The organism is Psychrobacter nivimaris, assembly GCF_043419765.1.
In the GTDB taxonomy this organism is placed as follows: Bacteria; Pseudomonadota; Gammaproteobacteria; order Pseudomonadales; family Moraxellaceae; genus Psychrobacter.
Genome location: NZ_JBHOFX010000003.1, coordinates 341,300 through 361,518, shown reverse-complemented (window position 1 = coordinate 361,518; position 20,219 = coordinate 341,300). Strand labels below are relative to the sequence as shown.

The window sequence follows — 20,219 nt, the reverse complement described above, 5'->3', positions numbered from 1 at the left end:
TTCTATAAGGTAAACCTATGTATAAGTTGACCGTTTTTATTCCTGATGCAGCGTTAGAACAAGTGAAGTCTGCTCTGTTTGCTGCTGGCGTTGGGAAAATTGGAAACTATGAGCAATGCTGTTGGCAGGTACAAGGAGCCGGTCAGTTTATGCCATTATCAGGCAGTAATCCGCACATTGGTACACATGATAGTTTAGAGATGGTCAATGAGTGGCGAGTCGAAATGGTGGTGGATGAAGCCTTTATCGATGCTACCATTGCAGCATTAAAAAAGGCACATCCATATGAAACACTAGCTTATGATGTGATAAAAGTCTTGGATTTTTAGTTTTATATAGAAAAGTATCAGATGATTGAGTGTAAGAATTCTCATAAAAAAACCAAATAAGCTATTCGATGACTTATTTGGTTATAAAGCTTTTAATATTTCAACTGAGTATAGATAGTGAATATCAGATCCTAATAACTGATTAATCTTTTTTAAGTTTAATCACGTTGTAGCTTGGATAGCCTAGCTCAATTTTATAATCGTCGCGTCCACGTTCAGCCTTTATCTTAATCTTACGATCACCGTTTTTATATTTGACGTCTTTGACACGGTATCCCATGCTACGGACTTTACTAGCAGCTCGTTGCTCGACAACGGAGACATAGCTGTCTTTGTCGTTCTTTTTGTCTTTGTGTTTTTTGTGCCCTTTATTGTCCTTATGAGTATGCTCGTAAAGGTCGTCATAGCCATTGTAGCCGCTAGGCGCAGTCACACAGCCTGTGGTCACTGCCAGTAAAGCTGCGACTATGCTGCCAGTCGCTACCGTTTTTAATGTTGAAAATGATAGAGTCTTCATAATGATCTCCTAATAATATATCGTTGCTCAATATGGGTAAAAGTTAAATGTACCGAGGTAATTAGCTAAAAATGCTGCAAGTAATCAATCTTTTCTGACTTTGATAACATCTAAATTTGGATAACTTAATAGTATCTCGTACTTCTGTGAACCTCGCTTGGCCTCAATCTCAAAGACACCGCGCTTATTTTTTTCCTCAAGATCGATATCTTCAACACGGTAGCCCATAGCTCTTACTTTATTGATAGCACGACGTTTGATAGCTGGGTAACGTGATTCTCTTTTAATAGTGTCTTCGACATCGCCTTTTTTATAGAGCTGACCATTCTGATAATTATCTTGATGCTTGTTTTCTTTATAGCGGTCATTATTCTTTTGCGACTTATTATTATCCCAGTTATTTGGCCATGCTTTTTTGCTTGAGCTGATGAGTCTTAGGGCAGGGTAAGTATATTTTAGCTCGTAGGCTTGGTTGTTCTTTTTAGCATAAGCCGTAAGAGCTCGATCGCCACGGTAACTATCAGCTCTGATATCTATAACCTGATAGCCTTTGCGGCGCAAGTCTTGTCGAAGCTGCTGACTTACGCGATTAAAATTATTGTTTTGGCTATTATCACCACGATATACGGGCTGATTGTCATATCCTGAGCCTACAACCGCACAACCCACTGTCGTACCTAATAACGCGACGACAAGACCAGTAGATACAGTGGCCTTAATAGAGAAAGGTTTTATTGTTTTCATGAGGCAATATCCTATGATGGTATTAAGTAGGCGATATATGTTAGAAATATCTATAACTATAAGATTTTAAAAGTATTCTGATGAATTAAATTAGATCGTAATTAACAAGTATCTTTAGTAGGTTATTTTTCGAAATATTTCCTTACATTATCTATAATAGAGTACAAAACTTTGCGCTAGGTGTCATTTGCGTTAATAAGTTGTAATAATTGTGGCAAATAAAATAGATTGTTGTAAGCATATGCTTACACGCAATGACGTTTACGCGACTTAACATACGAGTGAGAGTTAGGCATTATAGTCACACGGCATTAGGGAATGTGACTCAAGGATTGAGTTGACCGCATTAAGGATAATGATTCGATAACTAGCGTCAGGATGACAATAGCGATTGAAGTAAGGACACAGTCCCTTTGCTGATAGCAGCAAGTAATACTGAAGCTGTAGTGTAGTAAAAAGGGCAGGATGCCCAGTATCACAATATACTGAATATTTGTGCAAGGATGCATGAAAAGCAGTCGTGATAGGTAACATGGATAGTTAACAATAAAACCGCATAACAATTGATTGCTATGCGGTTTTATCGTGTCTGGAGAATGGTAATTTATTTCTCCAACAGCGTATCTGTACAGTATAAATCTGCCATAAAAAAACCGCATATATTTCTATGCGGTTTTTCGGTTTGTTCAGTACAGTGATTACGTAGCGAATAATTATCCAGCAAACATATTAATATTTATTTTCTACACGCCAGTCATCTACTTCACGCTCTGCGTCTTCTTTGGCATGACCGTAACGCTCTTGTACACGGCCTACTAGCTTGTCACGGCTACCTTCGATATGGGTAAGGTCATCATCTGTTAGCTCAGCCCATTTTTGTTTAACTGAACCTTTCATTTGGTTCCATTCGCCTTTTAGAGTATGTTCGTTCATTGTATTATTCCTTTTATTGAACTTATTGTGTTTGATTTATTTCTTAATCACTATTTTGATGCTTATTTCACGATATCGATTACTGATACTACTATTTAATTTTTATTTTAATTGTATTGCACAAGAATAATTGATTGGTTCCAAATATCTTGTGAGATTAAATATAGGACTTTTCAATTCAGCTGTCTGTATATGCTATGTTTATAGTGTTACTTAATTATAGTGAGCGTTTACTAAGTGTTATATACAGGGCTGCTGTAGTAGTGCCACGTAAATTGCGTCTATTGTACGTGATAATAATTCCCTCTATGAACTTGTTTTTTATATGAATATTAAAAAATATATTATTACTCAAAAATAATTATGCAAATAAAAAAGCAGATACTCAAAAATAGAGTAGCTGCTTTTTTATTGTCTTTGAAATTGCTTGAAAGTTATTTCGTCGAATATTTATTCAAATACTGATGATAGCGTTTGGTGAGTTTTTTTATTCGTATACGATCAGAAATCAAGGAGAAAATTGGCGAGGCAGTTGGTTTGGGCGACTTCCCTTGTCCCATGCGTTGTAATTGTCGCTTGATGAGGGCCATTGTAGCAACTGCACTTAAGGTTTTATCTTTCCAGCGTACCACAGGATTGTGAGCACTAAGCGTACTATCATTTTTCCAGCCATTCGGCAGAGCAGGGTTCATGGCTAATGCGGTTCCCATACCAACCACTTCAATCCCTTGCGCCAGTACATCTTCTGCGACAGCCAATCGCCTAACGCCACCTGTCGTCATGATAGGCATGGTAGCGACTTGAGCAATCTCCTTTGCGAAATCTAAAAAGTAAGCTTCTCGTTGCAACGTGCGACCATCTGCTGTGCTGCCTTGCATGGCTGGGCTTTCGTAGCTGCCACCTGATAGTTCAACCAAATCTACCGCCAATTCATTCATCGCTGAAATAACCACTTTAGCATCATCTGCATCAAATCCTCCGCGCTGGAAATCGGCCGAGTTTATCTTCACAGCGACTGCAAAAGTAGGCGCAACTTGAGCACGAACGGCTTTGATTACTTCGATCAATAGTCGAATACGATTCTCAATCGAACCACCATATTTATCTTTACGTTTATTGGTAAGCGGTGATAAAAATTGAGAAATTAGATAGCCGTGGGCGGCATGAATTTGTACACCATCGAAGCCAGCTTGCTCTGCTTTTAGTGCACTATCGGCAAACCGCTGGATCAATTGTTCAATATCTTGCTGCGTCATCGCACGAGGTCTGCCAAATAGATGGGAGTGCTTGCCTAAATCGATAGCCACGTCAGAAGGTGACAACACATCACCGCCCATGGCAGCATATACTTGACGGCCAGGATGATTGAGCTGCATCCAAACCTGTGTGTTGTTGTTGTTGTGTTTGGCAGCATTTGCCCATGCTCTAAAAGGCGCTATCTCACTGTGTTTGTCTAATACGACACCACCAGGCCCTGTCATAGCACGGCCATCGACCATCACGTTTCCCGTGATTAACAGCCCTGTACCGCCTTCTGCCCAGTTTTTATATAGACGGAGCAGAGTAGGGCCAGGGACTTGACCGACATCAGCCATGTTTTCTTCCATGGCAGCTTTTGCTAAGCGGTTGGGTAATGTAGCGCCACAAGGCAGCACTAAAGGGGAGAATACAGGTGATGTCATGATGGTGGCCTAAAAATAGTTGTTTTGTGAAGCATGAGTTCTACTATGGGTTTGGCTATAGACATATGGTTTAAATGACTATAACCTTATAGCTAAGATATTCGCTGTCGGCAATTGACCATTATCATCACATTTTTTTGGCACAATAGCACCTAAGGTAAATTACTGGTGTGTCGATATAATTATCTATTGAATAGGAAAACCTCTGCATTGAATGTATTAGCGCAAGATTTGACAGGCCCAGTAGAATCTAAACGTGAGCTGGCGAAAGCTAAGACTCGGCGTGCGTTATTAAAAAGTGCCTTGCGGTTGTATAGTTTGGAAGGTGCTCAGGGCATGAGCATGAATAAAGTTGCCAAAGGTGCAGGTATTGCCCAACCCAGTTTTTACAATCATTTTGAGAGCCTAGAGACGTTACAAAATGAGCTGAGCGCCCAACTAAAAGACAATTATCTATCACCGATGCGACTGGCATGGGTCAATATGCTCAAAGATTATGATGTGTTGAGTAAAGATCAATTTAATCAGCAATGTCGACAATGCCTGATTATGATCTTTGATTCTGCATTTGAGAATATCGCGCTGTTTCAGCATTTGCTCGAAGATCGGCCTAGGTTTAGTGACACTATAGAAAATCAGTCTTCATTAAACAATGGACTGGGCAATCTGATTACCGAAATACAAGAAGAGTGGACAGAGATATTTATTCAAGGATTGCAGTTATCCAATCGTTCTTGCGAGCGTAGTGCTGTCAATCTATGCGTCGATATGGCGGCGGCACAAGTACATGAGTTGATATTGGGCTGTCATCAGCAGCGTTACTCAAGGCAACAAGCGATTGCCACGTTGAGTCTCAGCTTTGATGCACTGTTCGCCAATTTTTTGCACGGAAGCAAGACTAGTCAGTAGTGATAATAAGCAAAAATTATTGTCATGAAATCTAGAACAAAAAATACAACAGGGAGAGTGACTATGGCCACAACCACGGCTGCACCAACGTTAGGCGAAACGCAAACGCATTTTAGAACTTGTACATTGTGCGAAGCAATGTGCGGCGTCGAGATAAAACATGATGGCGAAAAAGTCTTGTCGATTAAAGGGGATAAAAACGATCCCTTTTCACAAGGCTATATTTGTCCGAAAGCCACTGCTTTGCAAGATTTGCATGAAGATCCTGACCGTTTGCGTCAGCCAGTAGAGAGAACGGCTGACGGTTGGAAATCTATTAGTTGGCCAGAAGCGTTAGATAAAGTCGCCGCAGGTATTCAATCCATACAGCAAAAGTATGGTCAAAATGCGTTGGGTGTTTATTTGGGTAATCCTAACGTACATAACATGGGTGGTATGTTGACCATCAAACAACTGCTTACCAGCTTAAAGACGCGCAGTCGTTTTTCTGCCACTTCTATCGACCAGCTGCCACATCATATTATTAGCATGCATCTGTTTGGTCACATGCTGCGTATACCTGTTCCTGATGTCAATCACACCCAATACATGCTCATCATCGGTGGCAATCCGCTAGCTTCCAACGGCAGTATCATGACTGCGCCCAATATGCGTCAAAAGCTAAAAGATATTAAAGCGCGCGATGGCAAGGTGGTAGTAGTTGATCCAAGACGTACCGAAACTGCTGACATCGCTAGTGAGCACCACTTTATTCGTCCAGCGACGGACGTATTGCTGCTATTGGCCATGCTCAATGAAATCTATACGCAAGGCTATGCAAAGCTCGATACTAGAGTGGCGGCCTTGGCACCAGAAATAGATCGACTTGCTTTATTTGCTGAACAATACACGCCTGAGTCAGTGGCAGACATCACGGGTATTACCGCAGCCGAAATCAAACGTATCGTCAAAGACTTTTGTGAAGCAGAAAGCTCGGTTTGTTACGGCCGTATGGGCATCTCGGTGCAAGAGTTTGGTTTGCTAAGCCAATATCTATCTATGGTCATCAATATCGTCACGGGTCGTTTAGATGAAGTGGGTGGACTCATGTTCCCAAATCCTGCTGTCGATGTTGTGAACAGCTCAGGACCAGGCTATTTGGGTAAACGCCATAGCCGCGTCAGTAACTTGCCAGATTTTAATGGTGAGTATCCAGTGGTTGCGATGGCAGATGAGATGCTAGTCGAAGGGGAAGGCCAGTTAAAGGGATTCGTCACGGTCGCTGGTAATCCGGTTCTGAGTACCCCAAATGGTGAAAAGTTAGACGAAGCATTATCACAACTAGAGTTTATGGTTTCGCTTGATTACTTTGTGACTGAGACCAGTCGCCATGCCAATATTATTTTGCCACCTGTATCGCCATTAGAGCGCGACCATTATGACATTACTTTTAACGGCTTTGCCGTGCACAATGTCGCCAAATATTCGTCTGCTTTGTTTGAGAAAACTGACGATACCAAGCATGACTGGGAGATTTATTTAGGATTGGCAGAGCGCTTAGACAAAGATGCGCCAGAAGCAACGCAAAAGGAACGTGCCGCGACAAAAGCATTTGGTCCTAAGTTCTTGTTAGAGCAAGGCCTAAAGTATGGACCTCATAAAGACGTGACATTTGAAGCACTGATCGAAAATCCACATGGTATCGATTTAGGGCCTCTACATCGTATGTTGCCAGAGGCCATCAAACACGCTGATAAACAAATTCATCTTCATGTTGATTTTTATCAGTCAGATTTAGCCCGTGTTAAAGAGATGGTACAGCAGTACAACAGTAATGAGATTTTGCTAATCGGTCGTCGTCACGTACGTAGTAACAACTCATGGTTGCACAATAGCCATCGATTGGTAAAAGGTAAGTCTCGCTGTACATTGATGTTGCATCCGCAAACGGCAGCGCAACATGGCATTGCAGACGGTCAAGATGTCAGAGTAACTTCTCGAGTGAGTAGTGTGGTCATTGCAGCAGAAGTGACGGATGAGCTGATGCCAGGAGTGGTCAGTATTCCGCATGGTTTTGGTCACGGACGCAAAGGGGTGAAGCAAAAGATTGCGCAAGCGCATGCAGGTGTCAGCGTTAATGATTTGACCGATGAGACGTTGATTGATCAGTTGAGTGGTAATGCCGCCGTTAATGGTGTGCCTGTGCAATTAGAAGCATTGGATATGGGTGTAGATGGCTTATCTACCGCTACAGAGACTGTAGCGGAAGGCGCACTAGCATAAAGTTAATCGCAAGTTCATAGAAATACAAAAAAGGCGTTCACGTAAAGTGAGCGCCTTTTTCTGTTTGCAATCTGAATACGTCACTGAGCCGATCAAACGCTCATGCCGATAAAATCAAAATCGACGTTGGGCGTTTCACCTTGGATTAGCAAACTAAGGGCTTTTGCAGAGCCGCAAGAGTGTGTCCATCCCAAGGTACCATGCCCTGTATTGAGCCATAAATTATCAAAAGTCGCTGAAGTATTATGACTACCATGTTTGACTTGGCCGCAGTGTGCGCGACCAATCAAAGGTACGTTCGATGGGGTCATCGGGCGCAGTCCTGTCCAATATTGCACCGAGTTTGCGATGATACCTTTTGGAAATAATTGCTGTACACGCCGAGTGATGGCTTCACAGCGCGTGGCATTTAAATCTAGGTTGTAGCCGTTGAATTCTGCTGTGCCAGCAACTCGCAACTTATCACCCAGTCGTGAGGTGACCAGTTTGAATTCATCATCAATTAGACTGACAAAAGGCGCTAAATGCGGTGCACGTGGATTCACCGTATAAGTAGCCGAATAACCTTTTGCTGGAAATATTGGCACGTGTATGCCCAAAGGTTTTAGCAGAGGTACGCTATAGCTGCCAAGCGCGACCACATAAGTATCAGCCGTGAAAGTCTGCGCATTTTCGCCTTTTGGACGGATAGTAATACTGTGCACATACGGACGGGCAGAGTCAGCATCAGCATTGAGTGCCAAAATCTCGGTATCATATAAAAACTGTACGCCAGCATCAATGCAGCACTGTGCTAACCGTTGAGTAAATAAGTGTGCATTACCAGATTCATCACGACTGGTATAGGTTGCCCCAGTGAGCTTATGCGCAATTGGGTAGAGCGCTGGCTCTAAATTGACGGCATTATTAATATCAATCACATGGCGCTCACAACCAAGCGCTTGCATGCGTTCAGTTGGTTCGATAGCCGCATCAAACTCTGCCTGATTGGTATAAAAGTGCATGATACCGCGGGTTTGCTGTTCGTAGTCAATACCGATATCCGCGCGCAGCTGTTGTAAGGTATCTCTAGAATATAATCCTAAGCGCACCATTTGCACCAGATTGGCATCGGCTCTATCGGCGCGGCATTCTTGCAGAAACTGCATGGCCCATTTGAGCTGAGCTTTATCAGCGCGCAAACGATACAGTAGCGGAGCATCTTCTTTAAACAGCCACTTGAGCGCTTTCATCGGGGTCGCAGGATTGGCCCAAGGCGTGGCATGTGAGACAGATATTTGGCCGCCATTGGCAAATGATGTCTGCATACCTGCCGCCGGTTCGCGCTCAATCACGGTCACATCATAGCCAGCTTGACGTAGATACCATGCGGTGGTCACGCCCACCACGCCTGCTCCGAGTACCGCAATATGTGTCATAGGATTCTCTATGCTCATGTTAGTCATGACGGCCGCTCTTTATTAAACTACCATCACCTTTGCTGCGTCGCTTGCCTGATTCGAGGTGCTTTTATTTTGGGCGTGCGACATCTACTTGTAGTGCAGCTGGCAAGTCCAATATGCTCAAATTACTCTCTGCCAATTGTTCAGGACGTGCCACGACCAAAGCAGTAAAGCCATCGTCATTTTTCATCGCATTGACCACTTGGATTTTATCGAGCTTGTCACCTGCGTTTGGTGTCCCACCGGTACCTTGTACATAGTGTAAAAATGCTTTGGGTGCAGATTTAAAGTAGATGCGAGCGATGACTTCCTGACCTAAGTAGCAGCCTTTATCATAGTCCATGCCGCCGCGCTGATGTAGACGCAGCTCTTGCGGTTGAAACTCACCTTGAGTGGCGGCCACAACCCAATAATTGCCAGTAGCTAGGCTGCATGCCATCCAAGCCTGCGTATCGTCAGCAGTATTATGGTCGTCTTTATGGCTAAAAGTTGGCTCATCTGCTAGTACGCAAGGATAAATCGCTGCTGGTGCGCTGGTCTCAAATTTAGAAAACGCCCCGTACTTATTAAGGTGTGCCTGAAAAGACTCAGCACAGTCGCTACTTATGACCACATCATAATGTTTTTCTGCTTGTTTTTTGATCCAGATGCCAAACTCAATACGACCTTTTAAGTTACCGATGGCGGCTGCCTGATAGCTAAGCCCGAGCTTGGTAACGTCACAAGTTAATTGCCCTTGCAAGAATTTTTCGGCGTCTTCGCCTTGGATAGTTAATTGCGAAAACTGCGGTACGGCTGATAAATTTGAAGACTGAGTCATTGTTATTATCCTTCTGATGAGAGCTTACTTATTAGGGCATGTCCCTAATTCAAATGTTTATGACTAAATGGGCTAAAAATGGATATATCTTTAGCAAACGGCGTCAAATAGCTGGCCAATAGCTCGATATTACCTGCGCTATTTTCCTTGTTTACCTGCAATTTATCGCCATTTTTAAAATAGGGACACGCCCTAATATGGAGGGTAAATCGAAGTGATAAAAAACTATATGGGTGCTTTTATCATTGACAGTATATGTGCACATAAATCTAAATAAGGTTAAGAAGAGTACCACAAAAAACCCTGTCATAAAAAACGTCATCAATAAGCGATGAGTTAAGTGTTAAATTGGGCATAGCGTTTGATTTTCAAGCGTACAAATTGGTTAAAGATGGTGAGTTACGGTACAATATCAGCTCTACAATTAACCTAATGTACGATGGCTGCCGAGGAAATAATGAGCTTACCAAATTGCCCTAAATGTGATGCTGAATATACGTACGAAGATGGTGCGTTACTGGTATGTCCTATGTGTGCTCATGAATGGACGGCGGCTGAGACTGATGCAGCGCAAGCTGAAGACCAAGACGCAGTTATTCGTGATGCTGTTGGCAATGAGCTACAGGACGGCGATGCGGTGACAGTTATTAAAGACCTAAAAGTCAAAGGCTCTTCAATTGTGATTAAAGTAGGAACGAAAGCGAAAAGTATTCGTCTGTTGCCAGATGCTACTGACGGTCATGATATCGACTGTAAACTTGATGGCTATGGCCCAATGAAGCTTAAATCTTCTGTGGTCAAAAAAGCTTAAATTGTAAAAACTTCTTGAAAGATTCGATAATAAACAAATATAAAGCAGACGTTTAATCACAAAACATTGTCGTTATAAATGTCGCTATAAGTAGAGAATAATTATGGGTACTAAAAACGAACAGCTCTTTGCACAAGCACGTAAACATATTCCAGGTGGTGTTAACTCGCCAGTTCGCGCCTTTGCAGGGGTTGGTGGTACGCCAATCTTTATGCACCGTGCCAATGGTAGCAAAATTTACGATACCGAAGACAACGCCTATATCGATTATGTTGGCTCGTGGGGCCCAATGATTTTGGGTCATGCGCACCCAAAAGTCATCGATGCGGTAAAAAAAGCGGCCGATGATGGTTTGAGCTTTGGCACTCCAACGCCGTTCGAGACAACAGTTGCTGACAAGATTTGTGATATCGTGCCTAGCGTTGAGATGATTCGTATGACCAGCTCTGGTACAGAAGCGACCATGAGTGCGATTCGCTTGGCACGTGGTTATACTCAGCGTGACAAAATCGTTAAGTTCGAAGGTTGCTACCATGGGCATTCAGACAGCTTGTTGGTAAAAGCTGGCTCTGGCATGCTTGATATTGGTGAGCCAACGTCGAAAGGCGTGCCAGCAGACTTTGCTAAGCATACCATTACGATTCCTTATAATGATCCGCAAGCGATTAAGGACTGCTTTGAGAAATGGGGTGAAGAAATTGCCTGCGTTATCTTAGAGCCTATCGCTGGTAACATGAACATGGTTATCCCAACACAAGAGTTTCATGATACGTTGCGCGCAGAATGTACGGCTAATGGCGCAGTATTGATTTTTGATGAAGTCATGACGGGCTTCCGCGTTGGTCTTGGCGGCGCGCAAGCCCATTTCGGTATCGACCCTGATTTAACTTGCTTTGGTAAAATCATCGGTGCTGGCTTACCCGTCGGTGCTTTCGGTGGTAAAAAAGAAGTCATGTCTTGCATCGCGCCACTTGGCGGCGTCTATCAAGCTGGCACGTTATCAGGTAATCCACTAGCGATGCGCGCTGGTATCGCCATGTTTGAAGACTTAACGGCAGACGGTTTTTATGACGAATTAGCAGCGAAAGTTGATCACCTAGTAGACGGTTTCCAAGCAGCAGCTGACAAACATGGTATTCATCTACGTACCAATAAGCTTGGCGGCATGTTTGGCATGTTCTTTGTCAAAGACAGCGCAACCGAAACACCAAAGAATTTCGATGACGTGACAGAGTGCGATATGGACGTATTCAATACTTTCTTCCACGGTATGCTAGATCGCGGTATTTACTTGGCACCGTCAGCTTATGAAGCAGGCTTTATGTCTATCAAACATAGCGACGAAGATATTGATGCATCAATCAAAGCGGCTGATGAGATATTTGCAGAAATGGCAAAGGCATAGTTTAGCCATTTAAGCTCTTAGCTAACTAAAAAGTTGCAGTTTAAAAAACCAGCAAGGTCATCCCGTGATCTTTGCTGGTTTTTTTGTTTATCGATATCTTATTTATAATCGTATTGGGAAGAATACAAAGTATTTTTGAAGATTGTTTGTATAGCCGTTAGCGTGACTGATGCTTATACAGTTCTTGCCTGCGCATCCGAAAAACAGACAATAAGTTATGATATTCTGAGGTAAACCCAGCCAATTAAGCAAGGATGCAAACGAATGAGTACCAGTACTTCTAGCAATACCGCGCCATTATGGCAAGCCACTTACGACCAATACGGCCTAGACAATCATTTGAATGTATTGGAAGGTAAGCAAAATCTAATTGACTTACTGCAACCAAAGATTGAACAGAATAGTGAATTTCCAGCTTTTAGTATGGGTGCGGCATCGCTCACTTTTAGGCAGCTAGATATTGCCAGTCGACGTTTTGCTACTTTTTTACAAGCGCAAGGTGTTGAGAAGGGCGATCGCATAGCGGTACAACTGCCAAATATACTGCAGTATGCCGTGGTACTGTTGGGTTGCCTACGTGCAGGTGTGGTATTGGTCAATGTTAATCCCATGTATACCCAATATGAATTGGCACATCAGCTCACTGACGCTCAAGCCTGTGGTCTAATTGTGCTAGATGGTATGAGCACTGCTTATGAGCAATTAGATGACACAGTCAAAGCGCAGTTGAAATGGGTGGTCAGATGTTCCATTGATCCTAGCATTGCTGATAACGACATTGCCTTGCTCAGTCAAATTGGCACAGCACAATCTGCGAACACAGATGAGCAAACACATTCCTCGACCGAATTATCAAATGAATCATCACAGCACAACATAATGTTTGCACATATTATGCAGGCCTATGGTGCAGAAGCGTTCAAAACAGTTACGATTGAACGTGAAGATTTGGCGCTACTGCAATATACAGGCGGTACGACTGGCAAGCCAAAAGGCGCCATGCTAACTCATTATAATGTCATGGCCAATGTCTGCCAGTGCTACGCGATGTTTGGTAAAACGATTGAAGCCAATCGTAGCGAGCAGATTAAAATACTTAATCCCTTACCGCTTTATCATATTTTTTCGTTTACGGTCTGCGGCTTGCTAGGTCTTTATGGCGGCTGGGAAGATATATTGGTCACCAATCCACGTGATATCGATGGTTTAGTGAATACCATTGAACAGCACCGACCTCATGTTATCCCTTCAGTGAATACATTATTCATTGGCATGCTGCATCATCCAAAATTCGCTAGTCTAGATTTTAGTCGTTTAGCCTTATCTATCGGTGGCGGCACAGCGATTATTAAAGCGGTCTCTGATCAATGGCAGCAAGTGACAGGTATGATTATTAGCGAAGGCTATGGAATGTCTGAGACGGCGCCTGTTATTTCTTTCAATCCGTCTGGCATTACAGAGTTCAATGGTAGCGTCGGACTGCCGCTTGCTTTGACAGATATCCATATCATTGATGAGAATGGGAATACTTGCCCAGTAGGTACAAGGGGTGAGGTCTGTATCAAAGGGCCTCAGGTCATGCGCGGTTATTGGCAGCGAGACAATGCTGATACTTTTACCCCAAATGGCTACTTTAGATCAGGTGATATCGGCGTCATGAATGATGAGGGGTTTTTGACACTCGTCGACCGTAAAAAGGACATGATACTGGTATCAGGATTTAACGTATATCCCAATGAAGTAGAGGCTGCGCTGACTGAACATCCTAAAGTGCTCGAAGTCGCTGTAGTCGGGGTGGCAGATGACCATAGCGGGGAAGTGCCAAAAGCGTTTGTGGTCAAAAAAGACGCGGATCTCACCGTAGAGGAGCTAAAAGACTTTGCAAGCAAGCGTTTAACTGGTTATAAGCGCCCACAGTCCTATGAGTTTATCGATGAGCTCCCTAAGACTGCTGTTGGCAAAATATTACGCAAATCCTTACGGTAAAAAATGTATCACTTTGCTTATAGAAATGAGCTGATATCAACGAAGCTATCAACATAATTAAAAACTGGGCTACTAAAATAGTAGCCCAGTTTTTTTGTCATTTAATTTATATGACGATTAAACGTTATCGTGCTTTATCAAACTTGCGATCTCTCAAGCTTAGATTGCCTCGTAGCACATCGCTATACATACGAAAATCGCTGACAAAGCTTTTCAATGGAAACTTAAAAGAAGCGGGTTTGTTCTTTTCAAAGAAAAAGTGTCCAACCCATGCACAGGCATATCCAGCAGCAATGCCCTTTACCAAAGGCTTAGCTGAGCCAGTTTTGACAGACTTTGCGAGTCCTAATAAGCCAAAGCTACTACCTGCGAAATGTAAGCGGCGACAAGCTATGTTTTGATGCTCATCTAAGTAAAAATCATAAAATGCCTGTTTGGGCGAATTTTCAGTTTTTACCATGTCTTTTTTAGCGCTACTGATAGGGGGCTCAGTATTTTGGGTAGCGTCTTTTGTCGTGGTCTGATTCATGTGACTAGCTTCCTTGCTGGTGGGGTTGATAACTATTAATTGCGGATGATTTTCAACCGATTAGTTGGTGACTTTTGAAGTGAGTGATACGAATAAAAACTCTCTAAATAACGGTTTTTTATCATGATATTGATAGCTTTCAATGTAGCAAACCGATATGAGTAACACAAGCGCTAGATGCTGAGTCTATACCTGTCAGCTTATAGGGTGGTCTTCGATGTCCCCACTACAGTTTTGCATCGCTTGCGAGTGTTTGGTATAAATGCTTTAATGATAAAATTGCCCTGATTTTTGTGGTTATGACTTTTTTCTATACATGTGATTTTATAACTATATAGCACGTGATTTTGGTAAACTATCCACTCTCTCTAACACGGTGACGACTTGTCCTATGCCTATTGACTACCTTACGAATCCGCCAATTGGCGATGATGAAATGATGGCAGCCATCGATATTGGTTCCAACAGTTTCCATTTAGCTATTGCTCGTCTTGACCATGGGGAAGTGCGAAAAGTAGTCTCGATGTCTGAAAAGGTACAGCTCGCCGCCGGTTTGGACGAAAATAATATTCTAAGCGCAGCTGCTGAACAGCGTGGTCTTGATTGTTTAAGCCGCTTTGTGGCGCGCTTGGATTCAGTACCACCAGAGCGTATTCGTGTAGTCGCGACCAATGCGTTGCGTCAAGCCAAAAACGCCAACGACTTTATTTCTCGTGCCAATAAAATCTTGCCGAAACCTATCGAAATTATCGCGGGCCGAGAAGAGGCGCGATTGATTTATTTGGGCGTCTCGCATACCAACGAGAGTAGTGATAAACGCTTGGTTATGGATATTGGCGGCGGTTCGACAGAGTTTATTATTGGTCAAAAGTTTGACCCATTATTGACTGAAAGTTTACAGATGGGCTGTGTTTCTTTTACCCAAAAATTTTTCGCGGACGGCCTGATTACTAAAGAAGCCTTCAATAGTGCCATTTCAGGTGCGCGCAAAGAAGTCTTAGCGATTAATGGTCGCTATCAAAAGACGGGCTGGAGCAGTGTGGTTGGCTCAAGCGGTACGATTAAAGCGGTGCGCAATGTCCTAGTGTCAAAGGGTTGGGCCGATGAGCAAGAACGCATTACTTACAAAGGTGTCAAAAAATTAGAGAAGTTGCTGATTAAGATTGGCAATATCGATGATATCGAGTTAGAAGGCGTCAAAGAACATCGTAAAGCCGTATTTCCTGCTGGCGTGGCAGTATTGCGCGCGGTGATGAAAGTGCTGGGCGTTGAGACCATTACCTACTCAGACGGTGCATTACGCGAAGGTGTTATGTACGATATGCTTGGTCGTTTTGCCAGTGAAGATGTGCGTGACCGCAGTGTCTTGGCGTTAATCAAGCGTTATTCAGGAGACAAAAAGCAAGCCAAGCAAGTGGTGAAAACCAGCCGTCATTTATTTGAACAAGTAAAAGACAAACTTGCGCTGTCCAATGATGATTGCGACTTGCTCAGACGTGCTGCATTCTTGCATGAGATAGGGTTGGCAATCAGTCACAGTAGCTATCACAAGCACAGCGCGTATTTGCTTGAATACTCTGATATTCCAGGGTTTTCGCAAGTCGATCAAAAACGCATGGCGCAGCTGATGCTTAACCATCGTCGCAAGCTCAAAGCCGATATGCTAGAGCAGACTTGTCAGATTGGTGGTGACCAGTTGGTATATCTCTGCTTACTGTTGCGCCTCGCCGTACTGGCACATCATAGCCGCAGTGATTACGCGCTACCAGAGCTAGAACTGAAGGTAGTCGCTGAAAACAGTTGGCAAATCACCTTGGCGGATAGCAGTGAGCATTATGCGTTCCTGCTCGCAGATTTGCGTACTGAGATTGACCAGTTTGCCAAATGGGGCGTACAGCTTAGTGTGATTGAAGCCCAAGAGGCCGAGACTCCAGAGGTTGAGCAGTTACCATTGTAAGTATTGAGTTAAAGATTAACGTAACAAAAGCGGCGTTGTCAATAATGTCATGCTATTTAAGATGTGCTACTATAGCTCCTATTGAGTTTACAACTGTACTTTCATTATCTGAATACGGATAACGATATTATTCTTAAACATAAATACATTAAGTATAATTATTAAAGGGAAGCGTCTATGAGTACTGTCTGGGATAGTGTGCAGCTTGCACGACACGCCAAGCGTCCATTATTTATGGACTATGTTAATCAGCTTTTTACCGAATTTGACGAGTTGCATGGCGACCGTGCTTTTGCCGATGACAAAGCCATTTTGGGTGGTCTTGCGCGTTTCGATGGTCAGCCTGTGATGGTAATTGGTCAGCATCGTGGTCGTAGCACTCGTGAGCGTATTGCTCATAACTTTGGTATGGCCAACCCTGAAGGCTATCGTAAAGTGATTCGTTTGGTCAAAATGGCAGAGCGCTTTAACATTCCGGTGATGACCTTTGTAGATACTCAAGGTGCTTATCCTGGTATTGGTGCAGAAGAGCGCGGACAGGCGCAAGCGATTGCAGAAAGCATTGCTGTATTTTCTAGCCTTAAAGTGCCTGTAATTGTGACTATCATTGGTGAAGGCGGCTCAGGAGGCGCATTGGCAATTGGTGTTGGCGATAAAGTAAATATGCTACAAAACAGCATTTACTCAGTGATCTCGCCAGAAGGCTGTGCTTCTATCCTCTGGAAAACCGCTGAAAAAGCACAAGACGCTAGTGAAGCGCTAAAACTAAACGCCATTAACCTTTACCAAATGGGTTTGATTGACGCTGTCATCGAAGAAGGCGAGGGCGCACATGTGCAGCCACAACCTGTAATGAATGCACTAAAAGCACTGATTACTGAGCAGCTTGATGAAATCAAAGATTTAGATCCTCAAGAACGTTGCGAACTACGCTATGAAAAGCTAAAGTCTTTCAATTCAGAAGTGATGCTGCCTGCTTAATTGGTTGTTATGGTGCTATTATTGTGAAGTCTCTATTATTTAATAATAGGCTTTTCATATTAGAGTCTAAGTCTTAATGCTAAAATAAAAACGTGTCATTTAATGGCGCGTTTTTTTGTGGCTGTTAGTATACAAAGCCCTTAATACAAAGCACCTAACGCAATGTGGTAATTAGCATAGGTGCTCACACATCGGTACAGTAATAAATATATAACTACCTAATGACTAAGGCTGAATATGACCAGCAGTGCAATCATCTCACATCCTATTAAATCAATTGCTGATTTGCCAGTTGATGAGACACTAGCAATCGCATTATTGAGCAGTATGTCTGTGTATAGTGATCAGTTGCATGGTCGCCGTCTTTGGTTGGCATGTAGTGGTGGACGTGATTCATTGGCACTTGCAGCGCTGTGTGTGCAGCTCTACCGACAAGGTAAATTGCCATGTCTGCCACAGCTGTTACATGTCGATCATGGGTTACAGTCGGATAGTTGGCATTGGGCTAAGCATGTTGCCAACTGGGCGCAAGCGCAGCAGATACCTTGTCGCATTTTACAGGCACAAGTGAACGGACATGATGAGCAGGCCGCTCGGCAAGCACGCTATAATGTTATGCGTGCTTATATTAACCAAGACGATGTATTGCTATTAGCGCATCACGCTGATGACCAAGCTGAAACGGTATTAATGCGATTGATTCAAGGCGCTGGAGTCAATGGTCTCTCTGGTATGCAGCCATGGCGAGTGCAAACGCAGGGCGCACAGCGCAATATCCTGTGGCGACCTTGGCTCACGATACGACGAGCCACTATTAGCGCCTATGCTAAGCGTTTAGAGTTGCCTTATATAGATGATCCTACCAATGACAGCGGCGACAACGTACGTAGTGGGCTACGCCGCGACATTATGCCAATACTGGCTATATACAATCCTAATGTCATTGATAATATCGCTCGAAGTGCGCAGCTGTTAAGTGATGCGCAAGAAACAGTCAATGCTCAAGCTATGCAGGATATGCAGCAGACAGAAAATACAGACCTGCAACTTTCACCTGCACAGCGTGTATTAAATATTGATGCGTTGCAAAAGCTACCCATGTATCGTCAGCGGCAATTATTGCACTATTGGCTCGGTCAAGATGAGCCATTACCACCTGCTAAGCAACTCGTCGATGACGTACTAACTCTCAGCCTACGTGATGACCAAGACCATCAGACAGAACTGTTTTGGCAAGGTCGTAAGGCGTCTTATACCATTCGCCGCTATCGTCAGCAGATCTATCGTATGAGCAGCGAGTGGCTGTCTTGGCTAAACGTACCATTGACCGAGCAGGTACTACCATTATCCAGACTGACCTTATCTAGTAACTTATCTAGTCATTCAGCTAATAATTTAACATCACTCACCATGCGTAGCAGTGGTCGTTATACTTGGCAGTTGCAAGTAAAAGCAGATGCACTGTTACGATTACTAGAAAATAGTACGGACGGTATAGCACAGCTGGCAGTGTTGAAAATAGCGCCATCAGACCGTAAACAGCGGTTGAAAACTGAGATGGCTGCGCGCCCACAAGCAGGCAAAAAACTGTATCAAACGCTTGGGATTCCATTATGGCTACGAGAAAGCTTAATAGTAGTCAGCATTACCCTTACAAAAAAATCTGAAGATGGAAGCGACATACAAACTGATATTCCTCTGTTACTAGCATCACCATTTGAGAGTTGGCTTTTGAGTTCTGAGCAGACGGATAGCGATGCTAAAAGCAATCAATTGGCTGAGTACATTGCAAGTGAGCTTAGTCTAAAATAGAAAGCGTCAAAAGTTTAATATCCGTTGGCTGACTCGTTGATTTTTATCAGGTTGATGTCAGGCGTGACATTTTGAATTTATCAAACGGCGATAGTGGCAGTATGATAAACTGAGTGTCGTTTTACATATCAGTATGTTAAGTTGAATACCTTTGAATTTTGTGACTAGGAGACAAGTATGTCGGTATTAGATAATAAAAAAATCAGTTTTATTGGTGGCGGAAACATGGCACAAGCGCTCATTAGCGGGCTTGTGGGTTGCGGCATCAAACCAAATCTAATCACGGTCGCCGATCCTAGCAGCGATGCACGTGAGCAATTAGCCGCCAAAGGTCTAAATACTGTTGATCCAATGGCTGATCCAAAGTCTGCTGTGATCGGTGCAGATATAGTGGTACTCGCAGTCAAACCACAAATGATGAAAGTAGTGGTAAGTGCTTTTGCTGATGTACTAGACAATCAATTGGTCATTTCAGTCGCGGCAGGTTTGTCGACTGATCTTTTATCAAACATGTTGGGCGGCTATAGCAATATCGTCCGTGCAATGCCAAACACGCCTTCTATGATTCAGATGGGTGCGACAGGCCTTTATGGTACAGATAACATCTCAGCAGAACAGAAACAGCTAGCAACGGCCGTTATGGAAGCCTCAGGTTTGGTCATGTGGGTCGATGACGAAGAGCATATGCATGCGGTTACAGCTGTATCAGGTTCAGCGCCAGCGTATATGTTTTACTTCATCGAATCGATGGTCGATGGGGCAGTTGCATTAGGGCTGGATAAAGAACAAGCCTCAGCGCTTGCTATGCAGACCATGTTAGGTGCTGCAAAAATGGCGATGAACAGTGATGATGCACCAGCTGAGCTACGCCGTAAAGTTACTTCACCGAACGGTACTACTCAGGCAGCGGTCGAGTCAATGCAAGCCAATGAGATTGGTCGTCAAATCAGCGAAGCCATGCAAGCTTGCTATGATCGTAGCCAAGCGTTAAGTGAAGAGATGAGTAAGTAAACACTGACAAGGTGTGCTGTGAGTGATAACTGACGACACACCTTATGTAATCATCAGCATCTGATAATGACATTTGTCATCCTAGAATC

17 protein-coding genes are annotated in these 20,219 nt (G+C 43.4%); 10 read left to right on the top strand and 7 right to left on the bottom strand.

Annotated features, from left to right (window positions below; all coding sequences use genetic code 11):
* The first annotated feature begins 17 nt into the window (after positions 1–17).
* The gene (locus ACHEVO_RS08265) at positions 18–329 is read left to right on the top strand and encodes an NGG1p interacting factor NIF3 (RefSeq protein WP_394124582.1); all 312 of its coding nucleotides are present in this window, start codon (positions 18–20) and stop codon (positions 327–329) included.
* A 142-nt stretch (positions 330–471) separates the two neighbouring features.
* On the opposite strand, the gene ACHEVO_RS08260 is transcribed toward ACHEVO_RS08265, so the two are convergent.
* From ACHEVO_RS08260 to ACHEVO_RS08245, 4 genes are all read right to left on the bottom strand, one after another.
* A complete protein-coding gene (locus ACHEVO_RS08260; protein WP_394124581.1) occupies positions 472–846 on the bottom strand; it encodes a hypothetical protein in 375 nt (124 codons plus the stop codon).
* Positions 847–930: 84 nt separating this feature from the next.
* Positions 931–1,590, bottom strand: coding sequence for a hypothetical protein (locus ACHEVO_RS08255; RefSeq protein ID WP_394124580.1), 660 nt, complete (start codon positions 1,588–1,590; stop codon positions 931–933).
* Between the two features lie 729 nt (positions 1,591–2,319).
* Positions 2,320–2,523, bottom strand: a complete 204-nt coding sequence (locus tag ACHEVO_RS08250; RefSeq protein WP_057758006.1) for a CsbD family protein — start codon at positions 2,521–2,523, stop codon at positions 2,320–2,322.
* A 434-nt stretch (positions 2,524–2,957) separates the two neighbouring features.
* Positions 2,958–4,205 carry an NADH:flavin oxidoreductase/NADH oxidase family protein gene (locus ACHEVO_RS08245; RefSeq protein ID WP_394124579.1) on the bottom strand — a complete coding sequence of 416 codons (1,248 nt, stop codon included), beginning with the start codon at positions 4,203–4,205 and terminating at the stop codon, positions 2,958–2,960.
* A 210-nt stretch (positions 4,206–4,415) separates the two neighbouring features.
* Here ACHEVO_RS08245 and ACHEVO_RS08240 point away from each other — a divergent pair, with 210 nt between their 5' ends.
* On the top strand, positions 4,416–5,114 hold the full coding sequence (locus ACHEVO_RS08240) for a TetR/AcrR family transcriptional regulator (protein WP_394124578.1): 699 nt from the start codon (positions 4,416–4,418) through the stop codon (positions 5,112–5,114).
* Positions 5,115–5,177: 63 nt separating this feature from the next.
* The gene (locus ACHEVO_RS08235) at positions 5,178–7,376 is read left to right on the top strand and encodes a molybdopterin oxidoreductase family protein (RefSeq protein WP_394124577.1); all 2,199 of its coding nucleotides are present in this window, start codon (positions 5,178–5,180) and stop codon (positions 7,374–7,376) included.
* 92 nt (positions 7,377–7,468) lie between these two features.
* Here the strand turns inward: ACHEVO_RS08235 and ACHEVO_RS08230 are convergent, their stop codons facing one another.
* Both ACHEVO_RS08230 and ygfZ read right to left on the bottom strand, forming a co-directional pair.
* A complete protein-coding gene (locus ACHEVO_RS08230; protein WP_394124576.1) occupies positions 7,469–8,794 on the bottom strand; it encodes a D-amino acid dehydrogenase in 1,326 nt (441 codons plus the stop codon).
* Positions 8,795–8,885: 91 nt separating this feature from the next.
* Complete coding sequence (gene ygfZ, locus ACHEVO_RS08225; RefSeq protein ID WP_394124575.1) at positions 8,886–9,638, bottom strand: CAF17-like 4Fe-4S cluster assembly/insertion protein YgfZ; 753 nt, start codon at positions 9,636–9,638, stop codon at positions 8,886–8,888.
* A 457-nt stretch (positions 9,639–10,095) separates the two neighbouring features.
* Here ygfZ and ACHEVO_RS08220 point away from each other — a divergent pair, with 457 nt between their 5' ends.
* The 3 genes from ACHEVO_RS08220 to ACHEVO_RS08210 all read left to right on the top strand — a co-directional run bounded on the left by ACHEVO_RS08220 (position 10,096) and on the right by ACHEVO_RS08210 (position 13,840).
* Positions 10,096–10,449, top strand: coding sequence for a zinc ribbon domain-containing protein YjdM (locus ACHEVO_RS08220; protein ID WP_057758016.1), 354 nt, complete (start codon positions 10,096–10,098; stop codon positions 10,447–10,449).
* Positions 10,450–10,552: 103 nt separating this feature from the next.
* Positions 10,553–11,854, top strand: a complete 1,302-nt coding sequence (hemL, locus tag ACHEVO_RS08215; RefSeq protein WP_394124574.1) for a glutamate-1-semialdehyde 2,1-aminomutase — start codon at positions 10,553–10,555, stop codon at positions 11,852–11,854.
* Between the two features lie 264 nt (positions 11,855–12,118).
* The gene (locus ACHEVO_RS08210; protein WP_394124573.1) at positions 12,119–13,840 is read left to right on the top strand and encodes an AMP-binding protein; all 1,722 of its coding nucleotides are present in this window, start codon (positions 12,119–12,121) and stop codon (positions 13,838–13,840) included.
* 124 nt (positions 13,841–13,964) lie between these two features.
* Here ACHEVO_RS08210 and ACHEVO_RS08205 read toward each other — a convergent pair whose 3' ends face one another.
* Positions 13,965–14,300, bottom strand: coding sequence for an Mpo1-like protein (locus tag ACHEVO_RS08205; protein ID WP_394124734.1), 336 nt, complete (start codon positions 14,298–14,300; stop codon positions 13,965–13,967).
* Between the two features lie 460 nt (positions 14,301–14,760).
* On the opposite strand from ACHEVO_RS08205, the gene ppx reads away from it, so the two are divergent.
* The 4 genes from ppx to proC all read left to right on the top strand — a co-directional run bounded on the left by ppx (position 14,761) and on the right by proC (position 20,130).
* Positions 14,761–16,326, top strand: a complete 1,566-nt coding sequence (ppx, locus tag ACHEVO_RS08200) for an exopolyphosphatase (RefSeq protein ID WP_394124572.1) — start codon at positions 14,761–14,763, stop codon at positions 16,324–16,326.
* A gap of 177 nt (positions 16,327–16,503) precedes the next feature.
* On the top strand, positions 16,504–17,307 hold the full coding sequence (locus ACHEVO_RS08195; RefSeq protein ID WP_102078709.1) for an acetyl-CoA carboxylase carboxyltransferase subunit alpha: 804 nt from the start codon (positions 16,504–16,506) through the stop codon (positions 17,305–17,307).
* A 237-nt stretch (positions 17,308–17,544) separates the two neighbouring features.
* Positions 17,545–19,119 (top strand): tRNA lysidine(34) synthetase TilS, encoded by a 1,575-nt coding sequence (tilS, locus tag ACHEVO_RS08190; RefSeq protein ID WP_394124571.1) that lies wholly within the window; start codon positions 17,545–17,547, stop codon positions 19,117–19,119.
* 177 nt (positions 19,120–19,296) lie between these two features.
* Positions 19,297–20,130, top strand: coding sequence for a pyrroline-5-carboxylate reductase (gene proC / locus ACHEVO_RS08185; RefSeq protein ID WP_296209212.1), 834 nt, complete (start codon positions 19,297–19,299; stop codon positions 20,128–20,130).
* Positions 20,131–20,219: the final 89 nt, after the last annotated feature.